The sequence below is a fragment of the Pseudomonas simiae genome (assembly GCF_000934565.1).
In the GTDB taxonomy this organism is placed as follows: domain Bacteria; phylum Pseudomonadota; class Gammaproteobacteria; order Pseudomonadales; family Pseudomonadaceae; genus Aquipseudomonas; species Aquipseudomonas simiae.
Genome location: NZ_CP010896.1, coordinates 3,721,063 through 3,734,123 on the forward strand (window position 1 = coordinate 3,721,063; position 13,061 = coordinate 3,734,123).

The window sequence follows — 13,061 nt, forward strand, 5'->3', positions numbered from 1 at the left end:
AGTGGTCGGACTTAAAAGTCGCGCTTGTAGAAGATATCCAGGGAGCTGGCCACACCGCTCGCCACTTCCAGGTACACCTTCTTGCTCAACAGATAACGCAAGGCGATGGTACTCGCCGGTTCGAACACCCCTACGCCGTAACGCAGGCTGAGTTTTTCGGTGATCTTGCCGCTGGCCACGACGGCAGTGTTGTTGCCGCTGCCTTGGGTATCCAGTTCGAAGTCCTGGATGCCCAAGTTCTTCGCCAGGTCCGACGTCACTCCGGCGCTGCCCATCAAACCCAGGCCCAACGCGGCCTGGGCCAGCATATTGTTGTCTTCACCGGTGGTGCTCAGCGGACGCCCCAGCACCAGGTAGGACAGCGCCTGTTCCTGGCTCATGGCCGGCTCCGAGAAGATCTGCGTGGTGGGCTGCTCGGCGCTGCCGCTCAGGCGGATCCCGGCGATCACATCGTCGGTCTTGCGAATCGCTTCGATGTCCAGGTATGGCTGGTCCAGGGGGCCGGCGAACAGCAGTCGTGCACGGCGTACATCAAGCTTCTGCCCGTAGGCGCGGTAACGGCCATCGTTGAGCCACAGCTCGCCACGGGTGTCGAGGTTGTCGCCGATATGCACCTGGCCCTGCACCTTGGCGGTGAGGCCGAAGCCCGAGAAGTTGAGCTTGTCCTCGCCCACCACCACGTCGATGTCCATGGCCATCGCCATCGGCGGCTTGCCCTCTTCGGTCTGGCTGCCGATGATCACCGTGTCATCCGAGACCTTGACGGTGGACGGCGGCAATTCGCGCACCGTGATATCGCCGCGCGGGATGTGCACTTTGCCGGCGACGGCCAGCTTGTCGTTCTTCAGGCTGATTTTCAGGTCGGGCGCCACTTCCAGCACCGCGTAGGGCTCCACCGTCACCGGCAGTTGCGAGCCTTGCAGGCTGAGATCCACCGCCAACGCCTGCCCCCATTCGATCTGGCCTTTGAGGCTGCCCTGCCCGGCCTTGCCACTGCGCCAGCCACCGTTGAGCTGCACGCTCTCGCCGGCAATCACTGCTTGCACGTTCAAACCTTGCAGGCTGATGGGCAGTTCCGGACCGGAAACCTCGCCGCCCACCAGGTTCACGTTGCCGTTGACCTGGGGCGCCAACAGGCCACCAGCAATACGCCCGTTGCCATTGAGCTTGCCGCTGAGGGTTTCCACCATCGGCACAAACGGTCGCGCCACCGCGAGGTCCAGGCCGACCAGGCTGAAATTGCCGGTGATCGGTTTGTTCTTCGGCAGCGGGTTGATCTGCGCCTGCACCATCAATTCGCCAAGCTTGCCGCCACGAAAATTCAACTGTGTGTCGATTCGCTTGGGATTGAGGGTGGTTTCCAGCTTCAAGGTGTCGTAGGGGAAGTCCAGCCACTGGTCCTTGTCCTTGACACGCAAGGTGCCGCCACTGGCATCCACCGCGACCACGCCTTTGGGGCCGCTGTCGGGCAAGTCCAGTTGCACGTCGGCGTTGAGCGTGCCCTGCCAGGCGAAATCCTTGGGCAGGAACGCCGCGAGGCTGTCGATGGGGAATTGCTTGAGGTGGTAGCGCAGTTTCGGCTCGGGCATCAGGCGCTGGTCTTCGCCACACAGGCTGGCAGGGCCGGACACCCAGCAGTGCGCGGCAAACGTCAGCTTGCCATCGGCCATGCGTTCGATCTTCGCCGGGGCTTGCAGCTTCCAGTCCTGGCCACCGGCTTGTACATCGCCGCTGGCCAGACGCCCGCGCCAGTTGCCTTTGTCGAGGTTGCCATCCAACGCCAGGGCAAGCTTGACCAGCGGACCGGCCAGGTCCAGCTGGACTTTCTGGTTTTTGATATCGCCCTGGGCGCTGGCGGTCAGGGTGCCAACCTGGGTGTCGCCGGATTGGATGCCGCTGCCTTTCAAGTCGATCTTGGCGCGCTGGGCACTGTCGAGGGTGGCGTCGAGGGTGAGGCTTTGCAGGCGATTGTCGGCAAACGCCAGTTGTTGGCCCTTGAGGTCGAGTTTGCCCTGGGGAGCCTTGAGGCTGCCGGCCACGTCAAGTCGGCCGTTGACCTGGCCGCGCAATTGCGGCCAAAGCTGGGCCAGGCGCGCCAGCTTGATATCGATCTGCCCGGCCAAACGCTGTTGCAGGCTGCCACTGCCGTTGATGCGGTTGTCACCCAGGCGAATATCCAGGTTGGCCAACGTCCACTGCTCGCCAGCGCCTTCAGCCTTGGCCGCCAACACGGCGGTTTGCCCACGCAGGCGGCCCTTGAGGTCGAGGTCGGCGTTCAGCTTGAGTTGCTCATTCTTGAACTCGCCCTTGCTGCGTAGCGGTCCCGCCAGGGTGCCCGGCAGTTCTGCGACCCAGTACGCCGGGTTCAGCGCCGACAGGTCCAGCGCGGTGTCCCAGGTAATGCCGTCGGCAAATTGCAGGTTCAGGTGGCCTTCAGCCTTGCCCTGGCCGGCGGCGAGTTTCAGCTCGGGCAGGAAGATCTGCTTGAGGTCGCCACTGAAGGGCGTGACCACATTGAACGTGCCCGCCGGGCCGTCGAGGTCGGCCTTGAGATTACCCAGGTAGTTGCCGTCCTTGTAGGAAATCTCGCCGTTGAACGTTCGCAGGGCGACCTGCGGCTCGTCGATCACCGGATAGAGGCGATGCCAGGGGAAATCCAGCCAGTCGATCTTGGCGTCGGCGCTGAAGCCTTGCTGCCAATCCAGTTGGGCCGTCAACTTGAGGCTTTGTTTGTCACCGGCATTCAGGTCCAGGCCAGCGATCTGCGCACCCTTGGCGTCGACCCGGCCTTGCAGCAGCAGATCCACCGGACCTTTTTCCGCTGGCAATACGGCTTTGCCCTGCAGTTGGTAGCCGCGATTCAAGTCACCTTTGGCGGTGAGGTCCAGTTGATTGAGTTGCAGGGTATCGGGCAGATCGGCGCTCGGTTTGAAGCCGTCGGCAGTGATGTGCAATTGAGCCGGTAGATTTTCCACCAGGGGTTGCAGTTCGCCCGTGAGCTTGGCCGGCAGGTAACCCGTACTGTCAGCGTCAAGCTTGAGGGTCTTGAGCAGGTCGCCATCGACCTTGAGCGCCACCTTCCACGAAGCGCCGCCCGGTGCGTAAGGCAGGCTCAGGTTACCGGTAGCGTTCAACGGCCAGTCGCCGGTGGGTTGCAGCAGCCCGGTGAGGTCCAGCACCAGGTCATCGCGTTGCAGGTGCACCGAGTCGATCTGCAATCCGGCGGCGGTCCAATGCGCCGCCAATTGCAGGCCCTTGAGTTCCTCACTGCCATTGAACAGCAGGCTGCCGACGCGAACGTCGCCCAACTGGATGGCCAGCGGCAGTTTCAAGTCGGGCAGTTGAATCGGCCCGCTGCTTTCTTCGGTGCTCGGAGGAAATTGCAGGCTGACCTGCTCCACATCCAACGTCTCGATACACAGGGTCATGCGCAATAGGCATGCCGGCGACCAATCAAACGTGAGCGCCTTGAGTTCGACACGGCTGCTGTCCTGCTGCCACAGCACATGGTCGGCGCTCCACTGGCCGCCCAAATGCCCCTGGAAATTTTCCAGGGTCAAACCCGGCACGCGGCCCAACGCCCAGCGGCTGCCCGCCTGGGTGCCGAGCACCGCCCACAGTGCCAGCAACAGCACTACAAGGATGGCCACCACCGCCAGCCCCGCTATTTTTACACCACGCATCACAGCTCAGGCCCCATGGAAAAGTGCAATCGAATACCGCCCGGGTCTTCCAGGGCATGGGCCAGGTCAAGGCGGATCGGACCGACCGGCGAAACCCAGCGGATGCCGACACCCACGCCGGTTTTCAGGCTCGGCAGGTCCAGGTTGTTGAAGGAATTACCTTGGTCGATGAAGGTTGCGATCCGCCATTTCTCGGCGATGGAATATTGGTACTCGGCACTCAGGGCCACCATGTAGCGGCCACCGATGCGGTCGCCACGGTCGTTCTCGGGCGACAGCGTCTGATACTCGTAGCCCCGCACACTCTGGTCACCACCGGCAAAGAAACGCAGTGACGGCGGCACCGATTTATAGCCGTTGGTGGCACTGCCACCCACCTGTGCGCGGGCCAGGAAGCGGTGGTTGTCCCACAACGTGGTCAGGCCTTTGACCAGGGCCGTGCCATACAGCAGGTTGGTATCGGAGCCCAGGCCCTCTTTGGCGACCTTGGTGTCGAATTGCAGGCGGTAGCCGTTGTGCGGGTCGATGCGATTATCGCTGCGCAGGTAGGAATAGCTGACGCCCGGCATCACCAGGTTACTCAGGCCGGAGTCATTGCCCAGGCGGTATTCCTCACGCTGGTATTTGAGCGAAATCACACGTGTCCAGCCGCTCGGCAACTTGCTATGCCATTCAGGGCCGAGGGTCAGCAATTTACTGACCGTATCGGTGTTGGCGATTTCTTCGTTCTGGTAGCCCCCGGCGAAACGCAGCTTGTCGGTCAACGGCGGGTCGAGCGGGATGTCGTACCACAGGCCGACGTTCTGCCGGGGCGCCGACAGCTCGGCTTCCCAGCCATAACTGTGGCCCTGGGGGTTGACCCAGTGGCGGGTCCAGTTGGCTTTGCCACGCGGACCGACGTCGGTGGAAAACCCCAGGCCGAGCCCCATGGTGCGCGGCTTGCGGGTTTCCAAGCGCACAGCCACCGGAATGATGTCGTTGGTCGAAGCGGCCGGGGCCGCGTCCACGCGCACGCCTTCGAAGAAGCCACTGGCTTGCAGGTTCTGGTTGAGTTCGGCGATCAGTTCAGAGTCGTAGGGCGTGCCGCTTTTGAACGGCACCATGCGGTGCAGCAGTTCTTCGTCAAATGGCGTATCGCCGGCAAAGCTCACTTTGCCGAGGGTATAGCGCGGACCGCTGTCGTAGATGAGTTCGATATCGGCGACGCCAGCCTGCGGGTCTACTGCCAATTTCTGACGGGTGAAGCGCCCACTGAAAAAGCCATAGCGCGAGGCCTGGTTCTGAATCAGACGCTTGGCGTCTTCGTAATGGCCGTGATTGAGCACGGCGCCGGACTTGAGGTCGTTGCTGACGGGCACGCGAAAGGCCTTGAGGTCGGCGGCCGGGCCGTCGACCCGAATGGTCACGTTACGCAAATGCACGGGCTCGCCGGGGTCAATGGTGAGGATCAGGCGCGGGTTGTTGCCGCCCTTCACGTCACTCTCGATCCGTGGCTGATAGAAGCCTAGGGCCTGGGCGGCTTTGCGCGCCTGCTCCTCCGCGCCACGGCTGAACCGTAGCAAGGCCTCTTCATCACGATCGCCCACCCCGCCGATATAGCCTTCGATGTTGGCTTTCAACGCGTCGTTTGAAGGTTTGACTCGCACGTCCAATTCGCTTTGCGCCAAGGCGCCGCAGCTTGTGAACAGCAGAATCAAGCCGCTGGTAAATCTTCCTGGAAACTTCATAGGCGCGGATGCTACACGACCTGGGGAGCCTCTTTGAACTCGGAAATGTCTGAATAATTCTGTATTAAGCCGTTGCAGCATGTAACGACTGGGGATTGGGGTGAAAAAACACATGCTCCAGGATGGGGCCTACAGCGACTTCACCGATTTCCTGATAGCCCTGACGCTTATAGAACTCCAGATAACGCGAGTTGCCCGTGTCCAGTACCACGCCGGACGAATGCGGGTCTTCGGCGCACCAATTGTGCACGGCCTCCAGCAACTGCTCGCCGTAGTGTTTGCCCTGGAAGTGCGGATGAATACCCAACAACGGCAGCACATGCACTGATTCAGTGGGCAGGCACGCCAGCACCGCGTGATGGTAGTCGAGGTAACGTCGCGTACCGCGCACACCCGTGCTCAGCCACATGCGCAGTTGCCAGGCCCAGCTTTCGGTAATGCCCAGGCGCCGCTGCGGCGGTGCGATCAGGGCGATACCGATCAGCCGGTCGTTGACGAACAGGCCGATGGCCGGAAGTTTCTGAAAGAAGTGCTGCTTGACCAGTTCGCGCACGGTGGCGCGTACCCGCTGTTCATAGCCAGGGCGTTCGGCTTCGAAGATGTAGGCGAACGTCGGCTCATGCCGATAAGCCTGGTACAACAAGGAACGGGCTTCGCGTGAATAGCCGCTGTTGAGCAGGCGAATTTCAGCGATTGCAGTTGAAGTGTCCGGCATACCGTCAATCTCCCTGGGCGCCACTGAAAGGATGGCGCTCTTATGGTACGAACCTACACAGCATCAGTCGTTCCCAGACATTAGCAGTGCATCTGTCCTACCGCCACGCTGGCCCCCGTCCGTCTTGTCCGCTAGCATCGCCCTTTTGCCAGGACTGGACTGCCGACCATGAAAATCGTCTCCTTCAATATCAACGGGCTGCGCGCCCGCCCTCATCAGCTGGCGGCGCTGATTGAAAAGCACCAGCCCGATGTGATCGGCCTGCAGGAAACCAAGGTCCACGATGACCAATTCCCACTCGCCGAAGTACAGGCCCTTGGCTACCACGTGTACTACCATGGCCAAAAAGGTCACTACGGTGTCGCCCTGCTCTCGCGCCAGCCGGCGTTGAGCCTGCACAAAGGCTTCGCCAGTGACGAAGAAGATGCCCAGCGCCGCTTTATCTGGGGCACCTTCGCCGACGAGAATGGCCACCCGGTCACCATCATGAACGGTTACTTCCCCCAGGGCGAAAGCCGTGACCACCCCACCAAGTTCCCGGCCAAGCAGCGCTTCTACGAAGACTTGCAGCAACTGCTGGAAAGCCAGTTCAGCAATGATCAGGCACTGGTGGTGATGGGCGACATCAATATTTCCCCGGAAGACATCGACATCGGCATCGGCGCCGACAACGCCAAGCGCTGGCTGAAGACCGGCAAGTGCAGCTTCCTGCCGGAAGAGCGCGAGTGGATGGCGCGCCTGAAGAACTGGGGCCTGGTGGACAGCTTCCGCCACCTCAACCCGGACGTTGCCGATCGTTTCAGCTGGTTCGACTACCGCAGCCGTGGGTTTGAAGACGAGCCCAAGCGCGGCCTGCGCATCGACGTGATCCTGGCCTCCAATGGCCTGCTGTCGCGGGTCAAGGATGCCGGGGTGGACTACGAACTGCGGGGGCTGGAAAAACCGTCCGACCATGCGCCGATCTGGCTGGAATTGAGCTGACACCACCATTCAATGTGGGAGCTGGCTTGCCTGCGATAGCGGTGGGCCAGTGAAAGATTGGTTTGCTGATACACCGCTATCGCAGGCAAGCCAGCTCCCACAATTGGATCCTTGGCTTATCAGTCATATTTCTGCAACCGGCCTGACTTATTCTCGCGGCACTCCCTTTGGCTTAAGAAGGTGCCGGCATGATGCTGCGCGTTCTGTTTCTGCTGGCACTCTTTCCTCTCTACGCTGTTTCCGCCCCCCTACCCGCTCCCGATCAAGGCCCTGCTTTGCGCATCCAGGGTTCCAATACCATTGGCGCGGCGTTGGGCCCGGCGCTGGTCAAGGGCTTGATGGAACATCAGGGTTTGCAGGCGGTGCACGGTGAACCGGCGGAAGGCGCCAATGAACAGCGCGTGATCGGCAAGACCCGCCAAGGCAAGACGGTGATCATCGAAATCGCCGCTCATGGTTCAAGCACCGGTTTCACTGCCCTAAAGAAATCCACTGCCGACCTGGCGGCCTCATCGCGCCCGATAAAGGACAGCGAACTGGTGGACCTCGAACCCCTCGGCGACCTGAAAAGCCCCGAAGCCGAACAGGTGATCGCCATCGATGGCCTGGCCATCATCCTCCACCCGCAAAACCCGCTGAACACCCTGAATACCGAGCAACTGGCGCAGGTCTTCAATGGCGAGATCAGCACCTGGGAGGCATTGGGTGGCGTGGGTGGGCCGATTCACGTGTACGCACGGGATGATCAGTCGGGCACCTATGACACCTTCAAGGAACTGGTACTGCGCCTGCGTGGCAAGTCGCTCGCCTCGGGCGCCACACGTTTCGAGTCCAGCGAGCAGTTGTCCGATTCGGTCAGCCAGGACCCCCAAGGCATCGGTTTTATCGGCCTGCCCTACGTACGCCAGGCCAAGGCGGTGGCGATTGTGGATGGCGACTCGCACCCCATGCTGCCGCTGAACAGCCTGATTGCTACCGAGGATTACCCACTCTCACGTCGACTGTTCTTTTACTTGCCGCCATCCAGTCGCAATCCATGGGCCAAGGCGCTGGTGGACTTCAGCCAGAGCAGCAAGGGCCAGGCGATTGTGGCAGCCAACGGCTTTATCGCGCAGCAGGTGCAGGCGATCGCCGTGGAGCCGCGCGCGTCGATGCCTGAGGACTATCAAGCGATCGCACGTGATGCTCAGCGCCTGACGGTGAATTTTCGTTTCGAGGAAGGCAGCGCCAGCCTGGACAACAAGGCACGCCAGGATCTGCAGCGGGTGGTGGCGTATCTCAAAAGCCACGACAAGCTGGATAAACAGGTGACGCTGGTGGGGTTTGGAGATGCCAAGAATGACCCGCAGCGGGCGGCATTGCTGTCGAAACTCAGGGCAATGGCGGTGCGCCGGGAATTGGTCAAGAACGGCGTGGTATTGCGCGATATCCGAGGGTTTGGCGCGCAGATGCCGGTGGCGGCGAATACGGCGGATGAAGGCCGGATCAAGAATCGGCGCGTGGAGGTTTGGGTCTACTGAACCTTGAGCGTTGTGGTGTTCGGGCCGGCCTCATCGCGGGCAAGCCCGGCTCCCACAGTGGATCGAGTCGTTCATGTAAACGCCATCTAATGTGGGAGCCGGGCTTGCCCGTGATGCAGGCGGCTCGGTCTTACTGCCCGCCGCGCATCAGCTCTTTAGGCACATACTTGCCAATCTCGAACTTGCCGATCGCCGCCCGGTGTACTTCGTCCGGGCCATCGGCCAGGCGCAGGGTGCGTTGCATGGCGTACATGTAGGCCAGCGGGAAATCGTTGGAAACACCGGCACCACCATGGATCTGGATCGCGCGGTCGATCACCTTCAAGGCCACATTCGGCGCGACCACCTTGATCTGGGCGATTTCGCTTTTCGCGACTTTGTTACCCACGGTGTCCATCATGTACGCCGCCTTCAAGGTCAGCAGGCGTGCCATATCGATCTCCATGCGTGAGTCGGCGATCTTGTCGATATTGCCGCCCAGGCGCGCCAGTGGCTTGCCGAATGCAGTCCGGCTGACGGAGCGCTTGCACATCAGTTCCAGTGCGCGCTCGGCCATGCCGATGGAGCGCATACAGTGGTGGATACGGCCCGGACCAAGGCGGCCCTGGGCGATCTCAAAGCCCCGCCCCTCACCCAGCAGCACGTTTTCGTAGGGTACCCGCACATTGTCGAACAGCACTTCGGCATGGCCGTGGGGCGCGTCGTCGTAGCCGAACACCGGCAGCGGGCGCACGATCTTCACGCCGGGGGTGTCCACCGGCACCAGGATCATCGAATGTTGCTGGTGGCGCGGTGCGTCCGGGTTGCTCAGGCCCATGAAGATCAGGATTTTGCAGCGCGGGTCGCAGGCGCCGGAGGTCCACCACTTTTTGCCGTTGATCACCCATTCATCGCCCTGGCGCTCGGCGCGGGCGGCCATGTTGGTGGCGTCTGAGGACGCCACATCCGGTTCGGTCATGGCGAAGGCCGAGCGGATCTCGCCGCGCAGCAACGGCTCCAACCAGCGTTGCTTTTGCTCTTCGTTGGCATAGCGCACCAGCACTTCCATGTTACCGGTGTCGGGGGCGGAGCAGTTGAACGGCTCAGGGCCCAACAGCGAACGGCCCATGATTTCAGCCAACGGTGCGTATTCGAGGTTGGTGAGGCCGGCGCCCAGTTCGGACTCCGGCAGGAACAGGTTCCACAGGCCTTCAGCTTTAGCCTTGGCCTTCAGCTCTTCCATGATTGCGGTGGGCTGCCAGCGGTCGCCTTCGCTGACCTGGCGTTCGAATACCGGCTCGGCCGGGTACACGTAAGCGTCCATGAACGCAGTGACGCGTTCACGCAGTTCCTGAACCTTGGGCGAATAGGCGAAATCCATGAGCAGCTCCCTTCTCTGAGAGGTTGTTTAGGTCATGCAATCGATGCTAGAACAGCGTTGATAATTTACCTAGCCTATTCTCGGCGTGTATTAACATTCATCACCGATATATGATCGACGTATGGCCACCTAACAATAAGAGCGCTACGAAATGAATCTGAGCAAGGTCGACCTCAACCTGTTTATCGTCTTTGACGCGATCTACACCGAAGCCAACCTGACCCGCGCCGGGCAGATTGTCGGCATCACCCAGCCGGCGGTGTCCAACGCTCTGGCACGCCTGCGCGAGACCTTCAACGACCCGCTGTTCGTGCGCACCGCCCAAGGCATGGTGCCCACGCCGATGGCGCAGAACATCATCGGCCCGGTGCGCAATGCGTTGTCGTTGCTGCGGGTGTCGGTGCAGGAAAGCCGCATCTTCAACCCGCAACAGGCGGCCAAGACCTACCGCATCAGCATGACCGACCTCACCGAAGCGGTGATCCTGCCGCTGCTGTTTCAGCGTCTGCGCCGCCTGGCGCCTACCGTGGTGATCGAGAGTTTCCTGTCCAAACGCCGCGAAACCACCAAGGAACTGGCCGCCGGGCGCCTGGACTTTGCCGTGGACGCGCCGCTCAACACCGATCCGCAGGTGCGACACGTCAAGCTGATGGAAGACCGCTACGTGTGCGCCATGCGCAAGGGTCATCCGCTGGCGGGCAAGGACAAGCTGACCCTGGATGATTACCTGGGGCTGACCCACATCCATATCTCCAGCCGGCGCAACGGTCTGGGCCATGTGGACCTGGCACTGGGCAAGATGGGCCTGCAGCGCAAGATCGCTCTGCGTTCCCAGCACTACCTGATGGCCTCGCAGGTGCTGCAGCAGACCGACATGGTGATGACCGTGCCCGAGCGCTTCGCCCGCCGCCACGAACTGCATTGGTTCAACCTGCCGGTCAACGACGTGCCGCCGGTGGAAACCCATTTGTATTGGCACGAAAGCACCGACCAGGACCCGGCCAACCGCTGGATGCGTGAGCAGATGATCGAGTTGTGCCAGCAGGTCACGGCGCACGAAAAGAAGCTCGACAAGCAACAACCCTAAGGCTAGCGCCTACAGGGTTGAGCTTGACGCTTACGTCAACCTGCCATTAGCTTAGCGCCAAGACCTTCTTGAGCGCCGCCATGAGCACTACCTACAGCATCTCCGACCTCGCCCGCGAGCTCGACATCACCACCCGCGCCATTCGCTTCTACGAGGAACAAGGCCTGCTGGCTCCGGAACGCCGGGGCCAGGAGCGCATCTACTCGGCGCGGGACAAGGTCAGCCTCAAGCTGATCCTGCGCGGCAAACGGATCGGTTTTTCCCTGGCGGAATGCCGTGAGTTGATCGAACTCTACGACCCCACCAGCGGCAACCATGTGCAACTCAACAGCATGCTCGCAAAAATTGCCGAGCGCCGTGAACAGCTGGAACAGCAACTGCTGGACATCGAACAGATGAAGCTGGAACTGGACACCGCCGAAGAACGCTGCACCCAGGCCCTGGCCCACACCATGCGCCAGGCCGGCCATTGATCAGAAGGTAACTGCCATGTCACTCCCCTCACACGTCCGCCTGGTGGAAGTCGGCCCACGCGACGGTCTGCAGAACGAAGCCCAGCCCATCAGCGTGTCGGACAAGGTCCGGTTGGTGGACGCCCTCAGCGCGGCGGGCCTGAGTTATATCGAAGTCGGCAGTTTTGTATCGCCCAAGTGGGTCCCGCAGATGGCCGGTTCCGCCGAGGTCTTCGCGCAGATCCAGCGCAAGCCTGGCGTGACCTATGGTGCCCTGGCGCCGAACCTGCGCGGTTTCGAGGACGCAGTGTCGGCCGGCGTGAAGGAAGTGGCGGTGTTTGCGGCGGCATCCGAGGCGTTTTCCCAGCGCAATATCAACTGTTCCATCAGCGAAAGCCTGGAGCGCTTCGCGCCGATCATGGCGGCGGCCAAGCAGAATGGGGTCAGCGTGCGGGGTTATGTCTCGTGCGTGCTGGGTTGTCCCTATGAAGGTCAGATCGCGCCAGAGCAAGTGGCGGCGGTCGCACGGGAGTTGTATGCCATGGGCTGCTACGAGGTGTCCCTCGGCGACACCATCGGCACCGGCACAGCGGGCGCCACGCGTCGCCTGTTCGAGGTGGTCGGTGCGCAGGTGCCACGGGACAAGCTGGCGGGGCACTTCCATGACACCTATGGACAGGCCATCGCGAACATCTACGCCAGCCTGCTGGAAGGGATTTCGGTGTTCGACAGCTCTATCGCGGGCCTCGGCGGCTGCCCTTACGCCAAAGGTGCCAGCGGTAACGTCGCCACCGAAGATGTGGTGTACCTGCTCAATGGCCTGGGTATCGAGACCGGTATCGACCTGGAGGCCTTGATCGGCGCGGGCCAGCAAATCAGCAGCGTGCTGGGTAGGCCTACCGGGTCGCGCGTGGCGAAGGCGCGTAACGCCGGTTGAGTAGCTTAGCGGTAAGAATGTGTTACCGCCCTGCTACACATCGAGTAACACGGGAACATATTTTGTCGTATTTGCCGTAGGCCAATCCCTACATAAAAATTATGTTATTGATTTTAAAGCATTTTTAAAAGTTGGCACGGCTTCTGCTATCTCTATGGCATAACAAGAATAAAAAGCGCCAAACCTAATAAAAATAAGACGAAACGACTCTGACATAACAAAAACAACACGGCAGAGACGCAGCTAACAGATTTTTTTGGAGAAGATGTGCTTCGCAGGGTACGGCATGCCGAAACCCGCAACCGGTTAGAGAAAAATAAAACTACCTCAGGTAGCTACCCACTGGTTGGATCGATAACGAAGAAGCAGATCAGCGCTCAAAAAAATACGTTTGCTCTTGACCCCGCATGGGGGTCGCCAAAAACAGCGGTAAAGGGTAACGGTTGCCAAAAACAACAATAGACCGCCCCTCAATAATAAAAAAAGAGCACGCAACGACAAATTAAAGGGGACCCTCGGGTCCCCTTTGTGCTTTCTGGGAATTGATAAACCCTGGCCTGGCACGCGTCAAAAAATGCAGGAGCGGGCTTGCTCGCGAA

General features: G+C 60.9%; 9 protein-coding genes. 5 read left to right on the forward strand and 4 right to left on the reverse strand.

Annotated elements, in window-relative coordinates; translation table 11 throughout:
• Positions 1-11: 11 nt before the first annotated feature.
• From PF1751_RS16660 to PF1751_RS16670, 3 genes are all read right to left on the reverse strand, one after another.
• Positions 12-3,683: a translocation/assembly module TamB domain-containing protein gene (locus tag PF1751_RS16660; RefSeq protein WP_044287377.1), complete on the reverse strand. Its 3,672-nt coding sequence runs from the start codon at positions 3,681-3,683 to the stop codon at positions 12-14.
• Entirely contained in the window at positions 3,683-5,410 is a 1,728-nt protein-coding gene (locus tag PF1751_RS16665) for an autotransporter assembly complex protein TamA (protein WP_021492798.1), read from the reverse strand. Before PF1751_RS16665 ends, PF1751_RS16660 begins: the two co-directional genes overlap by 1 nt.
• Before the next feature lie 64 nt (positions 5,411-5,474).
• A complete protein-coding gene (locus PF1751_RS16670) occupies positions 5,475-6,125 on the reverse strand; it encodes a GNAT family N-acetyltransferase (RefSeq protein WP_021492799.1) in 651 nt (216 codons plus the stop codon).
• 168 nt (positions 6,126-6,293) lie between these two features.
• On the opposite strand from PF1751_RS16670, the gene xthA reads away from it, so the two are divergent.
• Positions 6,294-7,106, forward strand: coding sequence for an exodeoxyribonuclease III (gene xthA / locus PF1751_RS16675; protein WP_010209477.1), 813 nt, complete (start codon positions 6,294-6,296; stop codon positions 7,104-7,106).
• 188 nt (positions 7,107-7,294) lie between these two features.
• Positions 7,295-8,626, forward strand: coding sequence for a substrate-binding domain-containing protein (locus tag PF1751_RS16680; protein WP_010209475.1), 1,332 nt, complete (start codon positions 7,295-7,297; stop codon positions 8,624-8,626).
• Positions 8,627-8,756: 130 nt separating this feature from the next.
• On the opposite strand, the gene PF1751_RS16685 is transcribed toward PF1751_RS16680, so the two are convergent.
• Positions 8,757-9,986 carry an acyl-CoA dehydrogenase gene (locus tag PF1751_RS16685; RefSeq protein WP_021492800.1) on the reverse strand — a complete coding sequence of 410 codons (1,230 nt, stop codon included), beginning with the start codon at positions 9,984-9,986 and terminating at the stop codon, positions 8,757-8,759.
• 151 nt (positions 9,987-10,137) lie between these two features.
• On the opposite strand from PF1751_RS16685, the gene PF1751_RS16690 reads away from it, so the two are divergent.
• The 3 genes from PF1751_RS16690 (at position 10,138) to PF1751_RS16700 (ending at position 12,462) form a co-directional block, all read left to right on the forward strand.
• Entirely contained in the window at positions 10,138-11,073 is a 936-nt protein-coding gene (locus PF1751_RS16690; protein ID WP_010209472.1) for a LysR family transcriptional regulator, read from the forward strand.
• 80 nt (positions 11,074-11,153) lie between these two features.
• A complete protein-coding gene (locus PF1751_RS16695) occupies positions 11,154-11,546 on the forward strand; it encodes a MerR family transcriptional regulator (protein WP_010209471.1) in 393 nt (130 codons plus the stop codon).
• Positions 11,547-11,562: 16 nt separating this feature from the next.
• Positions 11,563-12,462 carry a hydroxymethylglutaryl-CoA lyase gene (locus PF1751_RS16700; RefSeq protein ID WP_010209470.1) on the forward strand — a complete coding sequence of 300 codons (900 nt, stop codon included), beginning with the start codon at positions 11,563-11,565 and terminating at the stop codon, positions 12,460-12,462.
• Positions 12,463-13,061: the final 599 nt, after the last annotated feature.

What these genes read in the sequence shown, in the direction of transcription:
- PF1751_RS16660 (WP_044287377.1), bottom strand. Translation starts at nt 3,683, where the DNA reads ATGCGTGGTGTAAAAATAGCGGGGCTGGCGGTGGTGGCCATCCTTGTA.
- PF1751_RS16665 (WP_021492798.1), bottom strand. Translation starts at nt 5,410, where the DNA reads ATGAAGTTTCCAGGAAGATTTACCAGCGGCTTGATTCTGCTGTTCACA.
- PF1751_RS16670 (WP_021492799.1), bottom strand. Translation starts at nt 6,125, where the DNA reads ATGCCGGACACTTCAACTGCAATCGCTGAAATTCGCCTGCTCAACAGC.
- xthA (WP_010209477.1), top strand. Translation starts at nt 6,294, where the DNA reads ATGAAAATCGTCTCCTTCAATATCAACGGGCTGCGCGCCCGCCCTCAT.
- PF1751_RS16680 (WP_010209475.1), top strand. Translation starts at nt 7,295, where the DNA reads ATGATGCTGCGCGTTCTGTTTCTGCTGGCACTCTTTCCTCTCTACGCT.
- PF1751_RS16685 (WP_021492800.1), bottom strand. Translation starts at nt 9,986, where the DNA reads ATGGATTTCGCCTATTCGCCCAAGGTTCAGGAACTGCGTGAACGCGTC.
- PF1751_RS16690 (WP_010209472.1), top strand. Translation starts at nt 10,138, where the DNA reads ATGAATCTGAGCAAGGTCGACCTCAACCTGTTTATCGTCTTTGACGCG.
- PF1751_RS16695 (WP_010209471.1), top strand. Translation starts at nt 11,154, where the DNA reads ATGAGCACTACCTACAGCATCTCCGACCTCGCCCGCGAGCTCGACATC.
- PF1751_RS16700 (WP_010209470.1), top strand. Translation starts at nt 11,563, where the DNA reads ATGTCACTCCCCTCACACGTCCGCCTGGTGGAAGTCGGCCCACGCGAC.